At 55.9% G+C, this 16,005-nt stretch carries 13 protein-coding genes; 6 read left to right on the top strand and 7 right to left on the bottom strand.

Going from position 1 to position 16,005, the window contains the following annotated elements:
* The first annotated feature begins 15 nt into the window (after positions 1 to 15).
* From FAP39_RS05285 to glpK, 3 genes are all read left to right on the top strand, one after another.
* The gene (locus FAP39_RS05285; RefSeq protein ID WP_138015348.1) at positions 16 to 1,914 is read left to right on the top strand and encodes an acyl-CoA synthetase; all 1,899 of its coding nucleotides are present in this window, start codon (positions 16 to 18) and stop codon (positions 1,912 to 1,914) included.
* A 124-nt stretch (positions 1,915 to 2,038) separates the two neighbouring features.
* The gene (gene glpD / locus FAP39_RS05280) at positions 2,039 to 3,598 is read left to right on the top strand and encodes a glycerol-3-phosphate dehydrogenase (RefSeq protein ID WP_138015347.1); all 1,560 of its coding nucleotides are present in this window, start codon (positions 2,039 to 2,041) and stop codon (positions 3,596 to 3,598) included.
* Positions 3,599 to 3,660: 62 nt separating this feature from the next.
* A complete protein-coding gene (glpK, locus tag FAP39_RS05275; protein WP_138015346.1) occupies positions 3,661 to 5,145 on the top strand; it encodes a glycerol kinase GlpK in 1,485 nt (494 codons plus the stop codon).
* On the opposite strand, the gene FAP39_RS05270 is transcribed toward glpK, so the two are convergent.
* Entirely contained in the window at positions 5,142 to 6,260 is a 1,119-nt protein-coding gene (locus tag FAP39_RS05270; RefSeq protein WP_138015345.1) for a glycerate kinase type-2 family protein, read from the bottom strand. The two genes, glpK and FAP39_RS05270, sit on opposite strands and share 4 nt — an antisense overlap.
* Positions 6,261 to 6,397: 137 nt before the next feature.
* Here FAP39_RS05270 and FAP39_RS05265 point away from each other — a divergent pair, with 137 nt between their 5' ends.
* A complete protein-coding gene (locus tag FAP39_RS05265; protein ID WP_212743405.1) occupies positions 6,398 to 6,919 on the top strand; it encodes a PhnA domain-containing protein in 522 nt (173 codons plus the stop codon).
* Between the two features lie 6 nt (positions 6,920 to 6,925).
* Here FAP39_RS05265 and dtd read toward each other — a convergent pair whose 3' ends face one another.
* The 3 genes from dtd to metF all read right to left on the bottom strand — a co-directional run bounded on the left by dtd (position 6,926) and on the right by metF (position 9,307).
* On the bottom strand, positions 6,926 to 7,363 hold the full coding sequence (dtd, locus tag FAP39_RS05260; RefSeq protein ID WP_138015343.1) for a D-aminoacyl-tRNA deacylase: 438 nt from the start codon (positions 7,361 to 7,363) through the stop codon (positions 6,926 to 6,928).
* Complete coding sequence (locus tag FAP39_RS05255; protein ID WP_138015342.1) at positions 7,360 to 8,265, bottom strand: carbohydrate kinase family protein; 906 nt, start codon at positions 8,263 to 8,265, stop codon at positions 7,360 to 7,362. Before FAP39_RS05255 ends, dtd begins: the two co-directional genes overlap by 4 nt.
* Before the next feature lie 175 nt (positions 8,266 to 8,440).
* Positions 8,441 to 9,307: a methylenetetrahydrofolate reductase [NAD(P)H] gene (gene metF / locus FAP39_RS05250; protein ID WP_138015341.1), complete on the bottom strand. Its 867-nt coding sequence runs from the start codon at positions 9,305 to 9,307 to the stop codon at positions 8,441 to 8,443.
* A 99-nt stretch (positions 9,308 to 9,406) separates the two neighbouring features.
* Between metF and FAP39_RS05245 the strand changes: the two genes are divergently transcribed.
* Together FAP39_RS05245 and FAP39_RS05240 are read left to right on the top strand one after the other, a co-directional pair.
* Positions 9,407 to 10,312: a LysR family transcriptional regulator gene (locus FAP39_RS05245; protein WP_138015481.1), complete on the top strand. Its 906-nt coding sequence runs from the start codon at positions 9,407 to 9,409 to the stop codon at positions 10,310 to 10,312.
* A 198-nt stretch (positions 10,313 to 10,510) separates the two neighbouring features.
* The gene (locus tag FAP39_RS05240) at positions 10,511 to 11,302 is read left to right on the top strand and encodes an inositol monophosphatase family protein (RefSeq protein WP_138015340.1); all 792 of its coding nucleotides are present in this window, start codon (positions 10,511 to 10,513) and stop codon (positions 11,300 to 11,302) included.
* Positions 11,303 to 11,385: 83 nt separating this feature from the next.
* Here FAP39_RS05240 and FAP39_RS05235 read toward each other — a convergent pair whose 3' ends face one another.
* Genes FAP39_RS05235 through putA form a run of 3 tightly spaced genes read right to left on the bottom strand, consistent with a single transcriptional unit; the run spans position 11,386 to position 15,941 of the window.
* On the bottom strand, positions 11,386 to 11,748 hold the full coding sequence (locus FAP39_RS05235; protein WP_138015339.1) for a GFA family protein: 363 nt from the start codon (positions 11,746 to 11,748) through the stop codon (positions 11,386 to 11,388).
* Entirely contained in the window at positions 11,745 to 12,494 is a 750-nt protein-coding gene (locus tag FAP39_RS05230) for a rhomboid family intramembrane serine protease (RefSeq protein ID WP_138015338.1), read from the bottom strand. The genes FAP39_RS05235 and FAP39_RS05230 overlap by 4 nt, the downstream gene beginning before the upstream one ends.
* Positions 12,495 to 12,524: 30 nt before the next feature.
* On the bottom strand, positions 12,525 to 15,941 hold the full coding sequence (gene putA, locus FAP39_RS05225) for a bifunctional proline dehydrogenase/L-glutamate gamma-semialdehyde dehydrogenase PutA (RefSeq protein WP_138015337.1): 3,417 nt from the start codon (positions 15,939 to 15,941) through the stop codon (positions 12,525 to 12,527).
* Between the last annotated feature and the right edge of the window lie 64 nt (positions 15,942 to 16,005).

Raw genomic sequence — 16,005 nt, 5'->3', positions numbered from 1 at the left:
GGGAGGAGACCACCAATGACGTTTTCGTCAATTGAAGACCTGAAGAAACTTGAAACAGAAATGCCGTGGGGCGAGCGGAACTTGCCTCAGACCATGTACACGTTTCTGACACACACCAAAGACCGATTTCCAAATCGCCCAGCGGCGAGTTATCAATTGTTTTCCGGCGCGACGGACCCTGCAGAGACCCTGACGTGGTCGCAACTGCACACCAAAGCGGTGCAGGCCGCGAATATGTTCCGTGACCTTGGAATCGGCGAAACCGACACTGTGGCATTTGTGATGCCCAACTGTAACGAAACTCTTGTCGCGCTCTTGGGCGGAATGATTGCGGGCATCGTGAACCCGATCAACCCGCTTTTGGAGCCAGAACAGATTGGCGCAATTCTGCGCGAAACTGATGCCAAGGTTGTTGTGACGCTCAAGGCGTTTCCAAAAACGGATGTCGCCCAAAAGGTCGCCGAAGCCGTGCGCCACGCACCCCATGTGCACACCGTGCTTGAGGTGGATTTGAACCGCTATCTGTCACCACCCAAAAGCTGGATCGTACCGTTGGTGCGCCCCAAAAACCCCGGCAACCATCACGCCGACGTCAAAAGCTTTAACAAAGAGCTGGCCAAGCAAAATACCACGTTGGATTTTGCAGATTCTGATGGCGATCGCGTCGCGGCGTACTTCCATACTGGTGGTACAACTGGGATGCCCAAAGTGGCCCAGCACCTGTATTCAGGCATGATTTATAACGGGTGGATCGGCGACACATTGCTGTTCTCCGAGCAAGACAACATCATGTGTCCGTTGCCATTGTTTCACGTATTTGCGGTTCACGTTATTATGCAGGCCGCGATTGCGTCCGGCGCGCATGTGGTCTTTCCGACGCCTGCCGGATATCGGGGTGACGGCGTTTTTGACAACTTCTGGAAGTTGATCGAACGTTGGAAAATTTCCTTTATCATCACGGTGCCCACAGCGGTTTCGGCCTTGATGCAACGCCCTGTTGATGCCGACATCTCATCGGTTAAAACGGCATTTTCTGGATCGGCCCCGATGCCGATGGAGTTGTTTAAGAGATTTGAAAGCACCTGTGGTGTCGATATCGTTGAGGGATACGGCCTGACCGAGGCAACCTGTCTGGTCTCCTGTAACCCGCCCACCGGCGCAAAAAAGGTCGGATCGGTTGGCCTGCCGCTGCCGTACTCGGACGTGCGTATCTTCAAAAACGCCCCAGATGGCCCTGTCGAATGTGCCATGGATGAAGTGGGCGAAATCTGTGTGTCAAATCCGGGTGTCTACGACGGCAACACCTATACCGAAGCTGAAAAGAACGTGGATTTGTTCCATCATGGGAAATACCTGCGCACAGGCGATCTTGGCCGTATGGACGAGGATGGATACCTGTGGATCACAGGGCGTGCGAAAGACCTGATTATTCGCGGTGGTCACAACATCGATCCGGCAGAGATCGAAGAGGCACTGTTGGCGCACCATGATGTCGCCTTTGCAGGAGCAATCGGGCAACCCGATGCGCATGCGGGCGAAGTCCCATGTGTATATGTTGAACTCATCGAGGGCGCTTCGGCTGATCCTGCGGATTTGCTCAAGCATGCCAAGGTACACGTGCACGAGCGCGCCGCACATCCCAAGCATGTCGAGATTATGCCTGAATTGCCAAAGACGGCGGTGGGCAAAATCTTTAAGCCCGATCTTCGGAAAATGGCGATTTCGCGCATCTTTGATGCTGCACTTGCCAAAGAGGGCGTACCAGCCAAAGTCGCATTTGTTATCGACGATAAAAAACGCGGTTTGATTGCGCAGATTGCGAAAACCGGTGATGCGACGGATGAAGAAGTCGGACAGGTGCTCGGCGCGTTTGTGAATGCTTGGGAATGGGAAAAGCCCGCAGATCAAGCGTGAATTTGACAATTTGACGAAGATTGACCGGATGGCAGTACCCTGCCATCCGGTTTTCCTTTTCTTGGCGGAACCCACGCTCTAGATCGGATGAGAACAAGGTCTCTGAAATTCGAGGATGACATAGATGACAAAGGCCAAGGACATCGTGGATGTGTTCGTCATTGGCGGAGGCGTAAACGGAGCAGGGATCGCACGCGATGCCGCTGGCCGTGGCTTGTCTGTGGTGTTGGCGGAGAAGGGCGACCTTGCTTCGGGGACATCGTCTGGGTCCACCAAGCTGTTTCACGGTGGATTGAGATATCTCGAGTACTTTAAGGTGCGCCTTGTGCGCGAGTCATTGATCGAGCGCGAAGTCTTGTTGCGCGCGATGCCGCACATAAGCTGGCCCATGCGATTTGTTTTGCCGTTGCATCCCGACATGCGGTTTCCGCAAGACACGCCGGTGGCTAAGGTTCTTGGCCTGCTGATGCCTTGGGCAAAGGGACGTCGCCCCGCATGGGTGATCCGGCTGGGGTTGTTTTTCTATGACACCCTAGGAGGGCGCAAAATATTACCCGCTACGGGATCAGTGGATTTGTCCAAAGATGTCGCGGGTTTACCTTTGGTGCCAAAGATACGCCGTGCCTTTGAGTATTCTGATTGCTGGGTGGATGATGCGCGTTTGGTTCTGTTGAATGCCCGTGATGCGCAAGCACGCGGCGCGCGCATCTTGACGCGCACCAAAGTGACAAAGGCGACACGCGAAGGATCGAATTGGTGCATCACGGTGCAAGACCAAAACGGGTCGCATCAAATTCGGGCCCGCGCCCTTGTGAATGCTGCGGGGCCTTGGGTCAGTCAGATCGTCGATGATGTCGTCCAAACCAACAGTCGCGAAGGCGTCACACTGGTCAGAGGGAGCCACATCATTGTGCCGCGCCTGTATGATCATGACCGCGCCTATTTCCTGCAAGGATCTGACGGGCGGATCATTTTCACCATTCCTTACGAACAGGATTTCACGCTGATTGGGACGACCGATGAGGCCCATGAGACTGCAGACCAAGCGCCCGAGTGTAGCCCAGAAGAGCGGGACTATTTAATTGATTTTGCCGCCCAGTATTTCAAAGAACCGATTACCCCCCAAGATGTGGTCTGGACCTATTCCGGGGTGCGTCCGCTCTATGATGATGGGGCAAGTTCTGCGACGGCTGCGACGCGTGATTATGTCCTGACCCTCAAGGATGAGGGCGCACCGTTGCTGAATGTGTTCGGCGGCAAGATCACCACGTATCGCCGTTTGGCCGAGGCTGCGCTTGGCCGCCTTGGGTCTTTTTTTCCAAAGGCCGGTGCCGCGTGGACTGCTGGGGTCGCTTTGCCGGGTGGCGCGTTTGAAGTGGCGGACAAGCCTGAGCTGATCACGCGTTTGAAAGACGATTTTGAGTTCCTGACAGATGTCTGGGCCGCGCGATTGATACGCACCTATGGGCTTGAAGCATGGCAGGTGTTGGGGGCTGCAAGGTCGCATCCGGATTTGGGACAAGATTTTGGAGCCACACTGACCGAGGCCGAGTTGCGTTGGATGCACGGTCAGGAATTTGCCCAAACGGCCGAGGATGCCTTGTGGCGGCGCACCAAGCTGGGCCTGAGGTTGGATCAGACACAAAAGGAGGCTGTCCAAGAGTGGTTTGATGCGCAAAGGTGATTGGCGCGGACGCCAAATTGCGCCAATCTGGTCCCAGTTCCGCACCATAATGTGATAGAGATATGACCCATATTCTTGCGATCGACCAAGGCACCACATCTACCCGCGCGATCTTGTTTGACGCCAATATGGCGATCATCGGTCAAGCCCAGCAGGAGTTTGCGCAACATTTTCCGAAATCCGGTTGGGTGGAACATGATGCTGATGATCTTTGGGGGACGACCGTTAAAACCTGTCGCGAGGTGTTGCAAAATGCGGGCCTGAGCGCCTCTGACGTCGCAGGCATTGGCATCACCAACCAACGGGAAACGACGATTGTCTGGGACAAAGCCACCGGACATCCCGTGTATAATGCTATCGTGTGGCAGGATCGGCGCACGTCGGACATGTGCGAAACCCTCAGAGCGCAGGGTCATGAAGACACGCTCTGCCAAATATCGGGCTTGGTGGTGGACCCATATTTTTCCGGCACCAAAGTGTCGTGGATATTGGATCATGTCCAAGGTGCGCGCGCGCGGGCCGAAAACGGGGAATTGTTGTTTGGAACCGTTGATAGCTTTCTCATCTGGAAACTAACTGGCGGGGCTTCGCACGTCACCGATGCCACCAATGCGTCGCGCACAATGCTATATGATATTCATCAAGGGGCATGGAGCGCGCAGGCCTGTGCGATCTTGGATGTTCCCATGGCGATGCTGCCTGATGTCAAAGATTGCGCCGCAGAGTTCGGCCAGACCACGCCCGACATTTTTGGTGCTGCCATCCCGATCTTGGGCGTCGCGGGGGATCAACAGGCGGCGACCATAGGGCAGGCGTGTTTTGAACCGGGTATGATGAAGTCTACTTATGGGACCGGATGTTTTGCCTTGCTCAATACGGGCCAAACACCGGTGACATCGCAAAACCGTCTGTTGACCACGATTGCCTATCAGTTGGACGGGCAGCCAACCTATGCGTTGGAAGGATCGATTTTTGTGGCGGGGGCCGTGGTGCAATGGCTGCGTGATGGGTTGCAAATAATTGACAATGCGCGCGACACCCAGCCTCTGGCGCAGTCATCTGATCCCTCCCAGAATGTGATTTTTGTGCCCGCGTTCACGGGCCTTGGTGCCCCATATTGGGCGCCGGATTGCCGTGGGGCCATATACGGGTTGTCTCGTGGATCAGGCCCCGCCGAGATATCGCGCGCGGCCTTGGAAAGCGTCGGGTTCCAGACACGGGATCTGATCGAAGCCATGCAAGCCGATATCGGCCACAAGGCGGACACCGTGTTGCGGGTTGACGGGGGGATGAGCGCCAGCAATTGGACGATGCAATTCTTGTCGGATATTCTGGGCGCACCGATTGATCGCCCAAAGGTGTTGGAAAGCACGGCGACTGGGGCTGCGTGGTTGGCGGGGATGTATGCGGGGCTTTATCCGGACGCCAAAACTTTTGCGCAGACTTGGTCGCGCGATTGCAGGTTCGAGCCGGTGATGACCTCGGACATAAGCGACGAAAGATACGCAAGCTGGCAACGCGCCGTGCGTGCCACCTTGTCGGTTTAGTCTTTGATTGCCACGATAAGGTCCATGACGTTGGTGCCCGTGGGGCCGGATTTGAAAACGGCCCCTTGCTGTTCAAGGAAATGGCCACTGTCGGCCAGCCGCAGCGCACGGTGGCCTTCCTCGCGCCACGTCACGCCGCTGATCAATCCGCCAGCGGCATCCGTCGGGCCGTCCGTCCCGTCGGTGCCCGCAACCAAGACCGTTAGCCCAACCACGCCAGAGATTTCCCTGCTCAGGGCCAGTGCGAGCGCTTGATTTCTCCCGCCTTGGCCAGGGTCAGGCGGGAGCACAATTGTGGGTTCGCCGCCCCAAATATGTACACCCGCAGGCAGCTGACGCAGCTCGTGGCCGATTGTTTTGGCCAGATCAAAAACATCCGCATAGAGGGTTTCTTGGTTGGTGATCACCTTATGGCCCAAAGATGTGGCCTTGTGAGCACAGGCCGCGCGCGCAATGGCGTTCGAAGCGACAATGTAAGGGTCAAACGAATATCGGTAGCTTTCCGGAGCTTGCCCCAATCCGGACCCAATAATCGCAAGGCTGTCCCCTTCGACGTCGGAAATTGCCAACGTGGTCACCAGCTCGCCAGAGAATTCCGCCAAAAGCTTGCCACCTTTGATCATAGACAGCTCTTTGCGCCGCGCATTCATGGCGTGGATGTCCAGCCCACTGGCCAGCATCTGTGTGGTCTCGGTTTGTAAATGAGAGAGAGTCATGCCTTGGACCGGAAGTTCGGCAAGGGCGGAAGCCCCACCAGACACCAGCATCAATAGATGTGCATTGTCCGGCAACTGACGCACGGTTTTCCAGACTTCATACCCTGCGATCAGACTGTTTTCATCCGGCAGGGGGTGTGCGGCCTCGATGACTTTTGCAGCAGCGGGCAGGGGGGCGAGATGATCATATTTGGTCACCACGAGGGTAGGCACCTGTTCATCAAACACATCAAATACGGCGGCGGCCATGGCGCATGCGGCTTTGCCAACCGCGATCACTTGATCCGGGCGCGTCACTTGCGCGTTGACCAATGCCTTGGCGACGCAGGCGGTGCCTTGAACGGCTTTTACACCGTGCCACCAGATTTTTTCGACATGATCTTGGCGTGTGTTTTTCATACGAACTCTGTGGGGGTTGTGTGCGCTCAGGATGACGTAATTCCCTGTTGTGTACCAGCCCAAAGGCCAAGAGCGAATGCGCTAGACGTTGATGGGTCCACAGGTCATAAGCAAATCAAGTTTTTCAGGAGATGACCATGGCCGATATCTGCGCACTTTGTGGGGCAACAGAAGACCTCAGCACTTATACTGTCGCGCCCAAATCCGAGAACATCCTGCTTTGCCAGACATGTCTTGCGGGTGTTGACGGCCAAGTGACCGATGCGCCGCATTGGCAATGTCTGCACGACCCCATCTGGAGCACGACACCAGCAGTACAGGTGGTGGCGTATCGTGTGTTGCACGGATTAAGTGAGGCCCCATGGGCGCGAGATTTGTTAGACATCGCCTATCTGGAAGATGACGTAAAAGATTGGGCCGAGGCAGGGTTGGCAGATCCTGATGCCGTGACGCATCGCGACAGCAACGGGGCGGTTTTGGCCGCCGGTGATGCTGTTGTTTTGATCAAGGATTTGCCCGTAAAAGGCGCAGGTTTTACAGCAAAACGCGGGACGGCTGTGCGCAATATTTCTTTGGTAGCAGATAATGCCGAGCACATCGAAGGTCGTGTCGAGGGTCAGCGCATCGTGATTTTGACCAAGTTTGTCAAAAAATCCTGATCGCGTTCATACCTCAAGCCAAATTGTCACGGGACCGTCGTTTTGCAATGCCACCTGCATGTCGGCCCCAAATTGTCCGCGCTCGGTTTGAATACCCAGCGCCGCGATTTGGTCAGCAAAATATGTATACAGGCGTTCACCCGTCTCAGGTGCAGCAGCCGTTGAAAATCCCGGACGGTTGCCGCTTCGAGTGTCCGCTGCCAGCGTAAACTGGGACACCACAAGAGCAGCGCCACCGGTCTGCAGCAGCGACAGGTTCATTTTGTCCGCGTCGTCTTTGAAAATTCGCAGTTTTGCAATTTTTGCTGCAAGTTTGTCAGCCTGTTGCTCTGTGTCTCCTTGCATGGCGCAAACAAGAACAAGCAACCCCGCATCAATCTTGCCAATCAACTCGGATTGGACATGCACAGAGGCGTGGCTGACACGCTGGACCAAAGCTCTCATTGTAATTCCATGGTTGTGGGTGGATTGGCACCAGCGCGCGTGACCGAGAATGTCGCAGCGCGCATGCCATAAGCTGTGGCGCGCATGATCGGTGCGCGGGTGGCGGTTGCCAATCGTTGTGGATGCAACAGGCCATCGCGGGCCAGACTGGCAAGCAGGCCCGCCACAAAAGTATCGCCCGCTCCGACGGTATCCACAACCGACACAGGGCTTGCGGGCAAATGCTGAGATCCGTGGCGCGAGTAAACAGTTGCCCCTTGATCCCCATGTGTGTGCAAAACCAAGGATGCGCGTCCCGCCAACAGCTGCTCGGGGGGATCAGGGCGCAACCAGTCGATATCTTCGTCCGAGAGCTTGACGATATCCGCCATAGCGATCATCCGATCCAACCGTTTACGATAGGCGTCTTCGTCATCAATCAAGGTTGGGCGAATGTTGATGTCTAAAACCGTCAGGCGCTCAGGGCCCGCGATCTGCATGAGGGCCTCGAATGCGCCAGCCGCAGGACGATGGATCAAGCTGATACCGCCCAAGACAAGGGCATCAACCCCGTCAAGTATCGGAAGCTGCGCAGGTGAGACCGCGCGGCCTGCACTTTGGCTATCGTAAAAGGAATAGCTGGCGACACCGTCGTTGAGATGGGCAAATGCTAATGTGGTCGGTGCGTCGCTCATACAGGCATGCGTGGTCGACACAGATTCACGGGCCATCGTTCGCGCCAGAAGTGACCCAAAGTGATCGCGAGACAGCCCGCCAAAAAATCCGACCTGTTGATCCAATCTGGCAAGAGCAATGGCAGTGTTCACCGCCGCGCCACCAGTCACGGCCTGATATGTCGGCGCATTTTGGTCCGCCGGCACGGGCAACATATCAACGACGGCCTCGCCGCAGCACAGGATCATGATGCTGTCCTCTAGTATTGGCATCGCGCGCAGTTTTACCGAGGGTGCGATACTCTGACGTGAATGACAAGCGTCGTTCGGTCATCAACGAAAGACTGTGAGGAGTGAGCTATGGGCCTCGCAAAGTCAAAGTCTCTGCAAGGTCCACAGGCCGGATTTGAAGAAATGCTCTGGGCTAGGCAACATTTTCGAGCAGTATTTTTGGGGTCACACCAAGGGCATGACAGACATCTCGCGTCAGCTCGGGACGGTTGAGTGTGTAAAAATGCAGCGAGTCCACGCCTTCGTCCAATAAATCGGAGCAAAGTTCGGCGCAGATTGCCGTTGCCAGCAAATCGGTACGTCCGTCGCGGTCTGCTTTGGTGAAGGCCTCGTCGAGCCATGCAGGAATGTCGGTCCCACACCGCATTGCAAAGTTGCGCGCGCCTTTCCAGTTCTCAATCGGCAAAATGCCTGGAACAATCGGGGCATCAATTCCGGCTTTTACACACGCATCGCGGAACCTCAAAAACGTGTCGGCTTCAAAGAAAAATTGGGTCAGGGCCTCGGTCGCGCCAGCGTCGATTTTGCGCTTGAGCCAGTCAATGTCGGCTTGGGTGTTTTCGGCTTCTGGGTGCTTGTCGGGATAGGCGCCGACACGGATGTTGAAATTTCCTGCTTGCGCCAGCGCTTCAATCAACTCGACAGAGTTGGCGAACCCCTCGGGATGCGCTTGGAAGGACTGGCTGCCTTTTGGGGGATCACCACGCAGGGCGACAATGTCGCTGACACCGGCTGCGGCAAAGTCATTGGCGATCGCCAGTGTTTCCGCGCGGGTGGCATTCACGCAGGTCAGGTGGGCCGCAACATTCAATCCGCTGGATTTGTGCAGGGTTGCGACTGCGTCACGGGTGAGGTCGCGGGTCGTTCCACCTGCGCCATAGGTCACAGATACAAAGCGCGGGTCCAATGGGGCCAAGGTCTGGACCGTGTCCCAAAGCCGAAATGATGCTTCGAGGTTTTGGGGCGGAAAAAACTCAAATGAAATTGTTGGCTGGTTCATGTTATCAGGTCCAATCTTGTGGTTGCCCTCATGTTGCACACATGCCATTTTGAGGCAAATTCATACTTTTCAAGAAAAACATGAGGCTGACACATGAAGATGCACATTGAGTTCCGTCACTTGCGCACGGTGCGTGCGATTTACCAAGCGGGCGGGCTTGCGCGTGCTGCGGAACAGCTGAACATCACACAGTCTGCATTGAGCCATCAAATCAAAGGGCTTGAGGAACAAACTGGTGTAGAGTTGTTTGTCCGGCGCTCAAAACCCATGACGCTTTCGGCAGCGGGGATGCGGTTTTTGCGGTTGGCCAATCAGGTGCTGCCCCAGATCGAGGCGCTTGAGGCCGAATTTGATGGGCTGCGCGAAGGCAGCTCTGGCCGGTTGCATATCGCCATTGAGTGTCACGCGTGTTTCGAGTGGTTGTTCCCGGTCTTGGAAAAGTTTCGCAAGCTGTGGCCGGACGTGGATGTCGATATTCGTCCGGGATTGGCGTTTGACGCGATGCCTGCTCTGCAAAAAGAAGAGGTGGATTTGGTGGTCTCGTCTGATCCCGAAGACATGGCGGGTATCTCGTTTTCGCATCTGTTTGACTACGCCCCGGTTTTTGTCGCGTCATCTCAGCACCGGTTGGCGCAAAAACCGTATATTGACGCCGAAGACTTTCGCGGTGAAACGCTGATTACCTATCCGGTCGAGCGGTCGCGACTGGACATCTTTTCGCAACTGCTGTCGCCTGCCAAAGTCGAACCAGCGACGATCCGGCAGGCCGAGTTGACCGCAGTGATCTTGTTGCTAGTGGCGTCAAATCGTGGCGTGTCGGTGCTGCCTGATTGGGTGGTGCGCGAGGTCAAGTATTCATCTGACTATGTGACTCGCCCACTCACGTCCAAAGGGCTTACGCGGGGCCTGTTTGCTGCCACCAGAAATGATGATCTTGCCAAGCCGTATATGGTCGATCTGATCCGGCTGGCCGGAGAAGAGGCAAGGCGTTTGCAGCAGGTTTAGGTTGCAACCACAGACACCGAAATGTCGACTCGGGCTTTGGCAACAGACGCCCAGCCGACCATTCACCGGATTTTTTGCGATTATCCCTGCATTATTGGGCAAGAATGCCCCAAACGTCATGGTGACAGAGCTTACGGCCTTGGCAAATGAGCAGAGGGGGCGTATACGCGCGGCCTGACACATCCAAGGAGCCACGCCATGCCGGGCAGTGCAAATCTCAACATCATGATGAAGGCCGCCCGTAAAGCGGGGCGCTCACTGGTCAAAGACTTCCGTGAGGTCGAGAACCTGCAGGTCTCCATGAAGGGTGCCGGTGACTTTGTCAGCCGTGCCGACATTGCCGCAGAGGCTATTCTCAAGGAAGAGCTGATGACGGCCAGACCAACGTATGGTTGGTTGGCAGAAGAAGGCGGCGAAATCGCGGGCAAAGATCCAACACGTCGCTGGATTGTGGACCCGCTGGATGGCACGACCAACTTTTTGCACGGCTTGCCGCATTGGGCGATTTCGATTGCTCTGGAGCACAAGGGCGAAATTGTTGCCGGTGTGGTGTTTGATGCAGCCAAAGACGAGATGTTTTATGCTGAAAAAGGCGAAGGCGCATGGCTGAACGACAGTGTGCGTTTGCGTGTCTCTGGTCGCAATCGCATGATTGAATCGATTTTCGCCACCGGTTTGCCCTTTGCTGGGCGGGCTGACCTTCCTGAAACACTTCAGGATTTGGCACGTTTGTTGCCAGCAACTGCGGGTGTGCGCCGTTGGGGTTCGGCTGCTTTGGATATGGCTTATGTTGCTGCGGGTCGCTACGACGGGTTTTGGGAGCGTTCGCTGAAAATCTGGGATCTCGCGGCTGGTGTGATTATCGTCAAAGAAGCAGGCGGCTTTGTTGAACCGCTTGATAAAACAGGCAATGTTCTGGAAGATGGCGACGTTGTCTGTGCGAATGAACCCATTTTTGATCAGTTTGCCAAAGTTATCCGCAACAAGTGATCCCGTAAAAAATGCGATGCCCAGCATGTGCTGGGCATGCGTCAGGGGCGTGATGGTGTGAAATGCCCGCTGACTACGATGCGCTATGCATCGGATGGATGATTGACACCATCAACCCAATCGATTTGACCTAGATCACGCGGGTTTACGCCATCTATGGCCCCAAGATTGACGCCGTATTCGTTCGGGTTTGAGCGTCGTTGGTGATGCGTGTAGATGCCACACGTCTTGCAGAAATAGTGTTTCGCGGTCTTGGTGCCCCATTGATAGAGCGTCAGGTTTTCAGCGCCAGACAATACCTCAAGACCATTCAGTGGCACAGTGACGGCGGCTGCCCCACGTCGTCTGCAAAAGCTGCAATCGCATCGTGATGCGGTCTTAAGGCCATCGGCCAAGGCCACCCGCAGAACAACAGCACCACAATGACAGCTGACAGTATGGGTCATTTTTTTTTCCTTCTGACGATGGGCACAAGGCTTGTCGTCGTGGACAGCTTGGTCGCTGGATTATTCGGGCGTCCATGCGTTTTTTGCCAATACGCAGGCCCGCCGCGCCGTCGCCAAAGCGAGATAGTAAACAGAACGCCCGCAACAAATCCCCCCGCATGTGCCCAGTGCGCGACACCACTTGTAGCAGCGTCGGTCATGGTGCCATTGAACAGCTGCAGTCCGAACCAAACTCCGAGAACCACCCATGCAGGTACAGGAAAGATCTTAAAAAAGATGATAACAATCAAGATCACATCCACGCGGGCTTTGGGGAACATCAACAAATACCCGCCCATGACCCCCGCAATGGCGCCAGAGGCCCCCACCGTGGGAATTTGGGATGTCGGATCGGATATGACCTGTGCCATGCCTGCCGCAAGTCCGCAAAGCGTATAGAAGACAGCAAAGCCGACGTGGCCCATTTCGTCTTCCATATTGTCCCCGAACACCCACAAAAACAGCATGTTGCCTGCAATGTGCAAGACACCGCCATGCAGAAACATGGAAGTAAATAGCCCGAGCGGTTTGTCGCCATTGCTGACATCATAGGGGATCAGCGCCCAGTCATAGAACAAGGCGCCAATGCGTTGCGGATCATCCAGAATAGGCCATGTCAGTATGAAAATCCCGACATTGAGGATCATCAAGGCATAGACGACATAGGGCGTGCGCCCGGACGGGTTGTGGTCACGTATTGGAAACATGCGCCCAAGATGGCGAAATCGGACGGGGCGTCAAGTCACCCCGCCAAGCAATGCTGCATTTCCGCCTGCGGCAGTTGTGTCGACACAGATATGACGTTCACCCACGGCGCGAGCAGTATCCGGCAAACCGGTGATCAATGGCAGAATTGGCCCAGAACGCTGTGCCAGCGCTTGTTCATACGCCCGCCCTGTTGCTTGATCGCCCCACCAAAGCACACCTGAAATACCCTTGAGTTGACCAAGTGCATCTGGCGCCAAGGTGCCCGTGGCTTGGACGGCGATACCGCCATGTGCCTCGATCGCATCGGCTTGGGCTTGGGCGGCTGTGGCCCCGGGACCAAGGCAAAGCACAGGCGGGCGTGCAAATGTGGTCAGTCGGTTGGATTCCCCGGTCGGCCCCGGCAAAGAGATCGATGTGATGGTGTCGCGCGCAGGGGCCGTTGTTACAAGGTTCTGCATGATATCGTGGGGCATTGTGATGTCCCATGTGCCAGATGGCTGTGCCTCGGGTTTGGCAAACCGCGCAAGGTAATGTGGGCCGCCAGCCTTTGGGCCTGTACCGGACAGGCCCTCGCCTCCAAAAGGTTGGCTGCCGACGATGGCACCAATCTGATTGCGGTTCACATAGATGTTGCCGGCCTCAATGCGATCGCTGATGCTTTGCACGCGGTCATCGATACGGGTTTGTAAACCAAATGTAAGCCCGTATCCCGTGGCATTGATGGCCTCAACGACAGCGTCCAGTTCGTGGGATTTGAACGTGGCGACATGCAGGACAGGGCCGAAGATTTCGCGTTCCAGATCGGCAATACCCGTCACACGGATCAGGGTTGGCGCAATAAATGTCCCAGTTTGGGGCGCAGGGAGTTCGAACAACACGCGCCCTTCTGCTTGGGCTTGGGCGATGTGGGTCGCGATACCCGATTGGGCTTGTGCGTCAATCACGGGGCCACTGTCTGCTGCCAAATTCCAAGGGTCGCCAGTATGCAGCTCTTTCATTGCCCCTGTGAGCATTTCCAAAAGCCCGTCGGCGATATCTTCTTGAACATAAAGGCACCGCAGCGCCGAACACCGCTGGCCAGCGGATTGAAAAGCGCTTTCGACGATGGCGGTTACGGCTTGTTCTGGCAATGCGGTCGAATCCACGATCATCGCGTTCAGACCACCGGTTTCCGCAATCAACGGCGCGCCCGGTGTCAGGTTATCTGCCATTGCACTGCGAATTTTCATCGCTGTTTCGGTGGATCCGGTAAAGGCGACGCCATCAACCCGTGGATCAGACGTGAGCGCCGCACCGATGTCTCCGGCCCCTGGCAGCAATTGCAGTGCAGACCGGGGCACACCCGCTTTGTGCAGCAGCGCGACGGCTTGGTGGGCAATCAGCGGTGTTTGTTCTGCGGGCTTTGCAAGGACAGCATTACCAGCAGCCAGAGCCGCCGAAACTTGACCTGAGAAAATCGCCAGAGGGAAGTTCCACGGGCTAATGCAGGTGAAGTTGCCTGCAGGCGGGGTCGCAGGCGCATGTGTCCCGTAGTAGCGCAGGAAATCAACCGCTTCGCGCAGTTCGGCTACGGCATCCAGTTGGGTTTTACCTGCCTCGCGCGCCAATAGCGCAAACAAAAGCCCAAAGTTTTCTTCGTAGAGATCGGCGGCCTTGTTCAGGATGACACCGCGCTCTTGCGCTGGGATATCCCATGGTTTGGCGGCATCAAGTGCTGTGTTGACATCCTCGAGGGTCGCGGTTGCGACAGTGCCGACGACATCGGCTGGCAGCGCCGGATTATGCATCGTTTTGGGGGTGTGTGCGTTTACGTCACCGGCCAACAGGGGGGCAGCCTCCCATGTGTGTGCGTGAAATGGCGCGCGCGCGGCGTCTATTGTTGCCAGCGTGGGAACGTCGCGCAGGTCAAACCCGATGGAGTTCGGGCGCTCTGGTGCAAAAAGCTCGGGACCCGTGGGCAATATTGTGTGGGCATCATTGATGGTGTCAAACGGGTCGCGCACCACGTCTTCTGGTGCGACCTCTTCATCGACAATCTGGTTCACAAAAGAACTGTTTGCGCCGTTTTCCAACAGGCGTCTTACCAGATACGCCAAAAGATCGCGGTGGGCGCCAACAGGGGCATAAATCCGGCACCGTGTGTCTTGCGCCTTGTGCACGATGTCGTGCAGGCTCTCGCCCATGCCGTGCAAACGCTGGAACTCAAAGGTTTGCATGTCGGTGGCCATATCCAGAATTGCGGCAACCGTATGCGCATTGTGCGTCGCGAACTGGGGGTAAATCCGGTCTGTCATCGCCAGAAGTTTACGTGCGTTGGCGATATAAGAAATGTCCGTTGCGGATTTTGTCGTAAAGACCGGAAAACCATCAACTCCCATCACTTGGGCATTTTTGATTTCTGTATCCCAGTATGCACCCTTGACCAAACGCACCATGATCTTGCGATCCAGTTTCGTGGCAAGATCATACAGATAATCCAGCGTTGCGCCCGCCCGCTTGCCATAGGCCTGAACGACAACGCCAAACCCGTCCCATCCTGCAAGAGCCGGTTCGCCAAGCACGGTTTCGATCACATCCATCGACAGCGACAGGCGGTCGGCCTCTTCGGCATCGATGTTCAGACCCATGCCCGCCGATTTGGCCAAAAGCGCCAGCGAGCGCAGACGCGGAACAAGTTCATCCATGACGCGGACGCGCTGGGAAACCTCATACCGCGGATGCAGCGCCGACAATTTGACGGAAATTCCGGGATTTTGGCGGATGTCGGAATGTGTGCAGGCCGCAGCAATGGCGGTGATCGCACGGGAGTAGGACAGGTGATAGCGCATGGCATCGGCATCAGTTTTGGCGGCTTCTCCCAGCATGTCATAAGAATAGGTATAGCCCTGCTTCTCCATTCCTGCCGCGCGATCCATTGCGCCAACGATGGTTTCACCCAACACAAATTGGCGCCCCATTTCCTTCATGGCACGCGCAACGGCGGTGCGAATGACAGGTTCGCCAAGACGTTTGACCGCCCCGCGCAGGGACCCGATCAATCCAGGGTTTGGATCATCAAGAACTTTGCCTGTCAGCATCAACGCCCAAGTGGAGGCGTTGACCAATGATGATGTCGACGCGCCCAAATGTTTGCCCCAATCGGACGGGGCAATTTTGTCTTCGATCAGGGCATCGATGGTTTCTGCATCAGGAACCCGCAACAGGGCTTCGGCCAGACACATCAGGGCAATGCCTTCGTCTGTGGACAGGCCGTACTCTGCAAGAAACACTTCCATCATGCCCGGGTTGGTCTGTGCGCGAATGGCGCGCACCAGATCTGCGGCTTGTTCAACGATGCGCGCGCGATCCTGTTCAGAGAGGGCGGCCTCGGATGTCAGCTGTTCCAGCAACGCGGCTTGGTCGGCATATGTCGAAGTGTCAATCAACGTTCGGGAAGAATTAGACATAGGATGCTCCATCTATTTGTGTCAGTTTAGAACAAACACACAGGTCGCTTTTCCTGATTTTTAA

This window comes from Shimia litoralis, assembly GCF_005518135.1.
In the GTDB taxonomy this organism is placed as follows: Bacteria; Pseudomonadota; Alphaproteobacteria; order Rhodobacterales; family Rhodobacteraceae; genus Shimia_E; species Shimia_E litoralis.
This window is presented reverse-complemented; position numbering and strand designations above follow the sequence as displayed.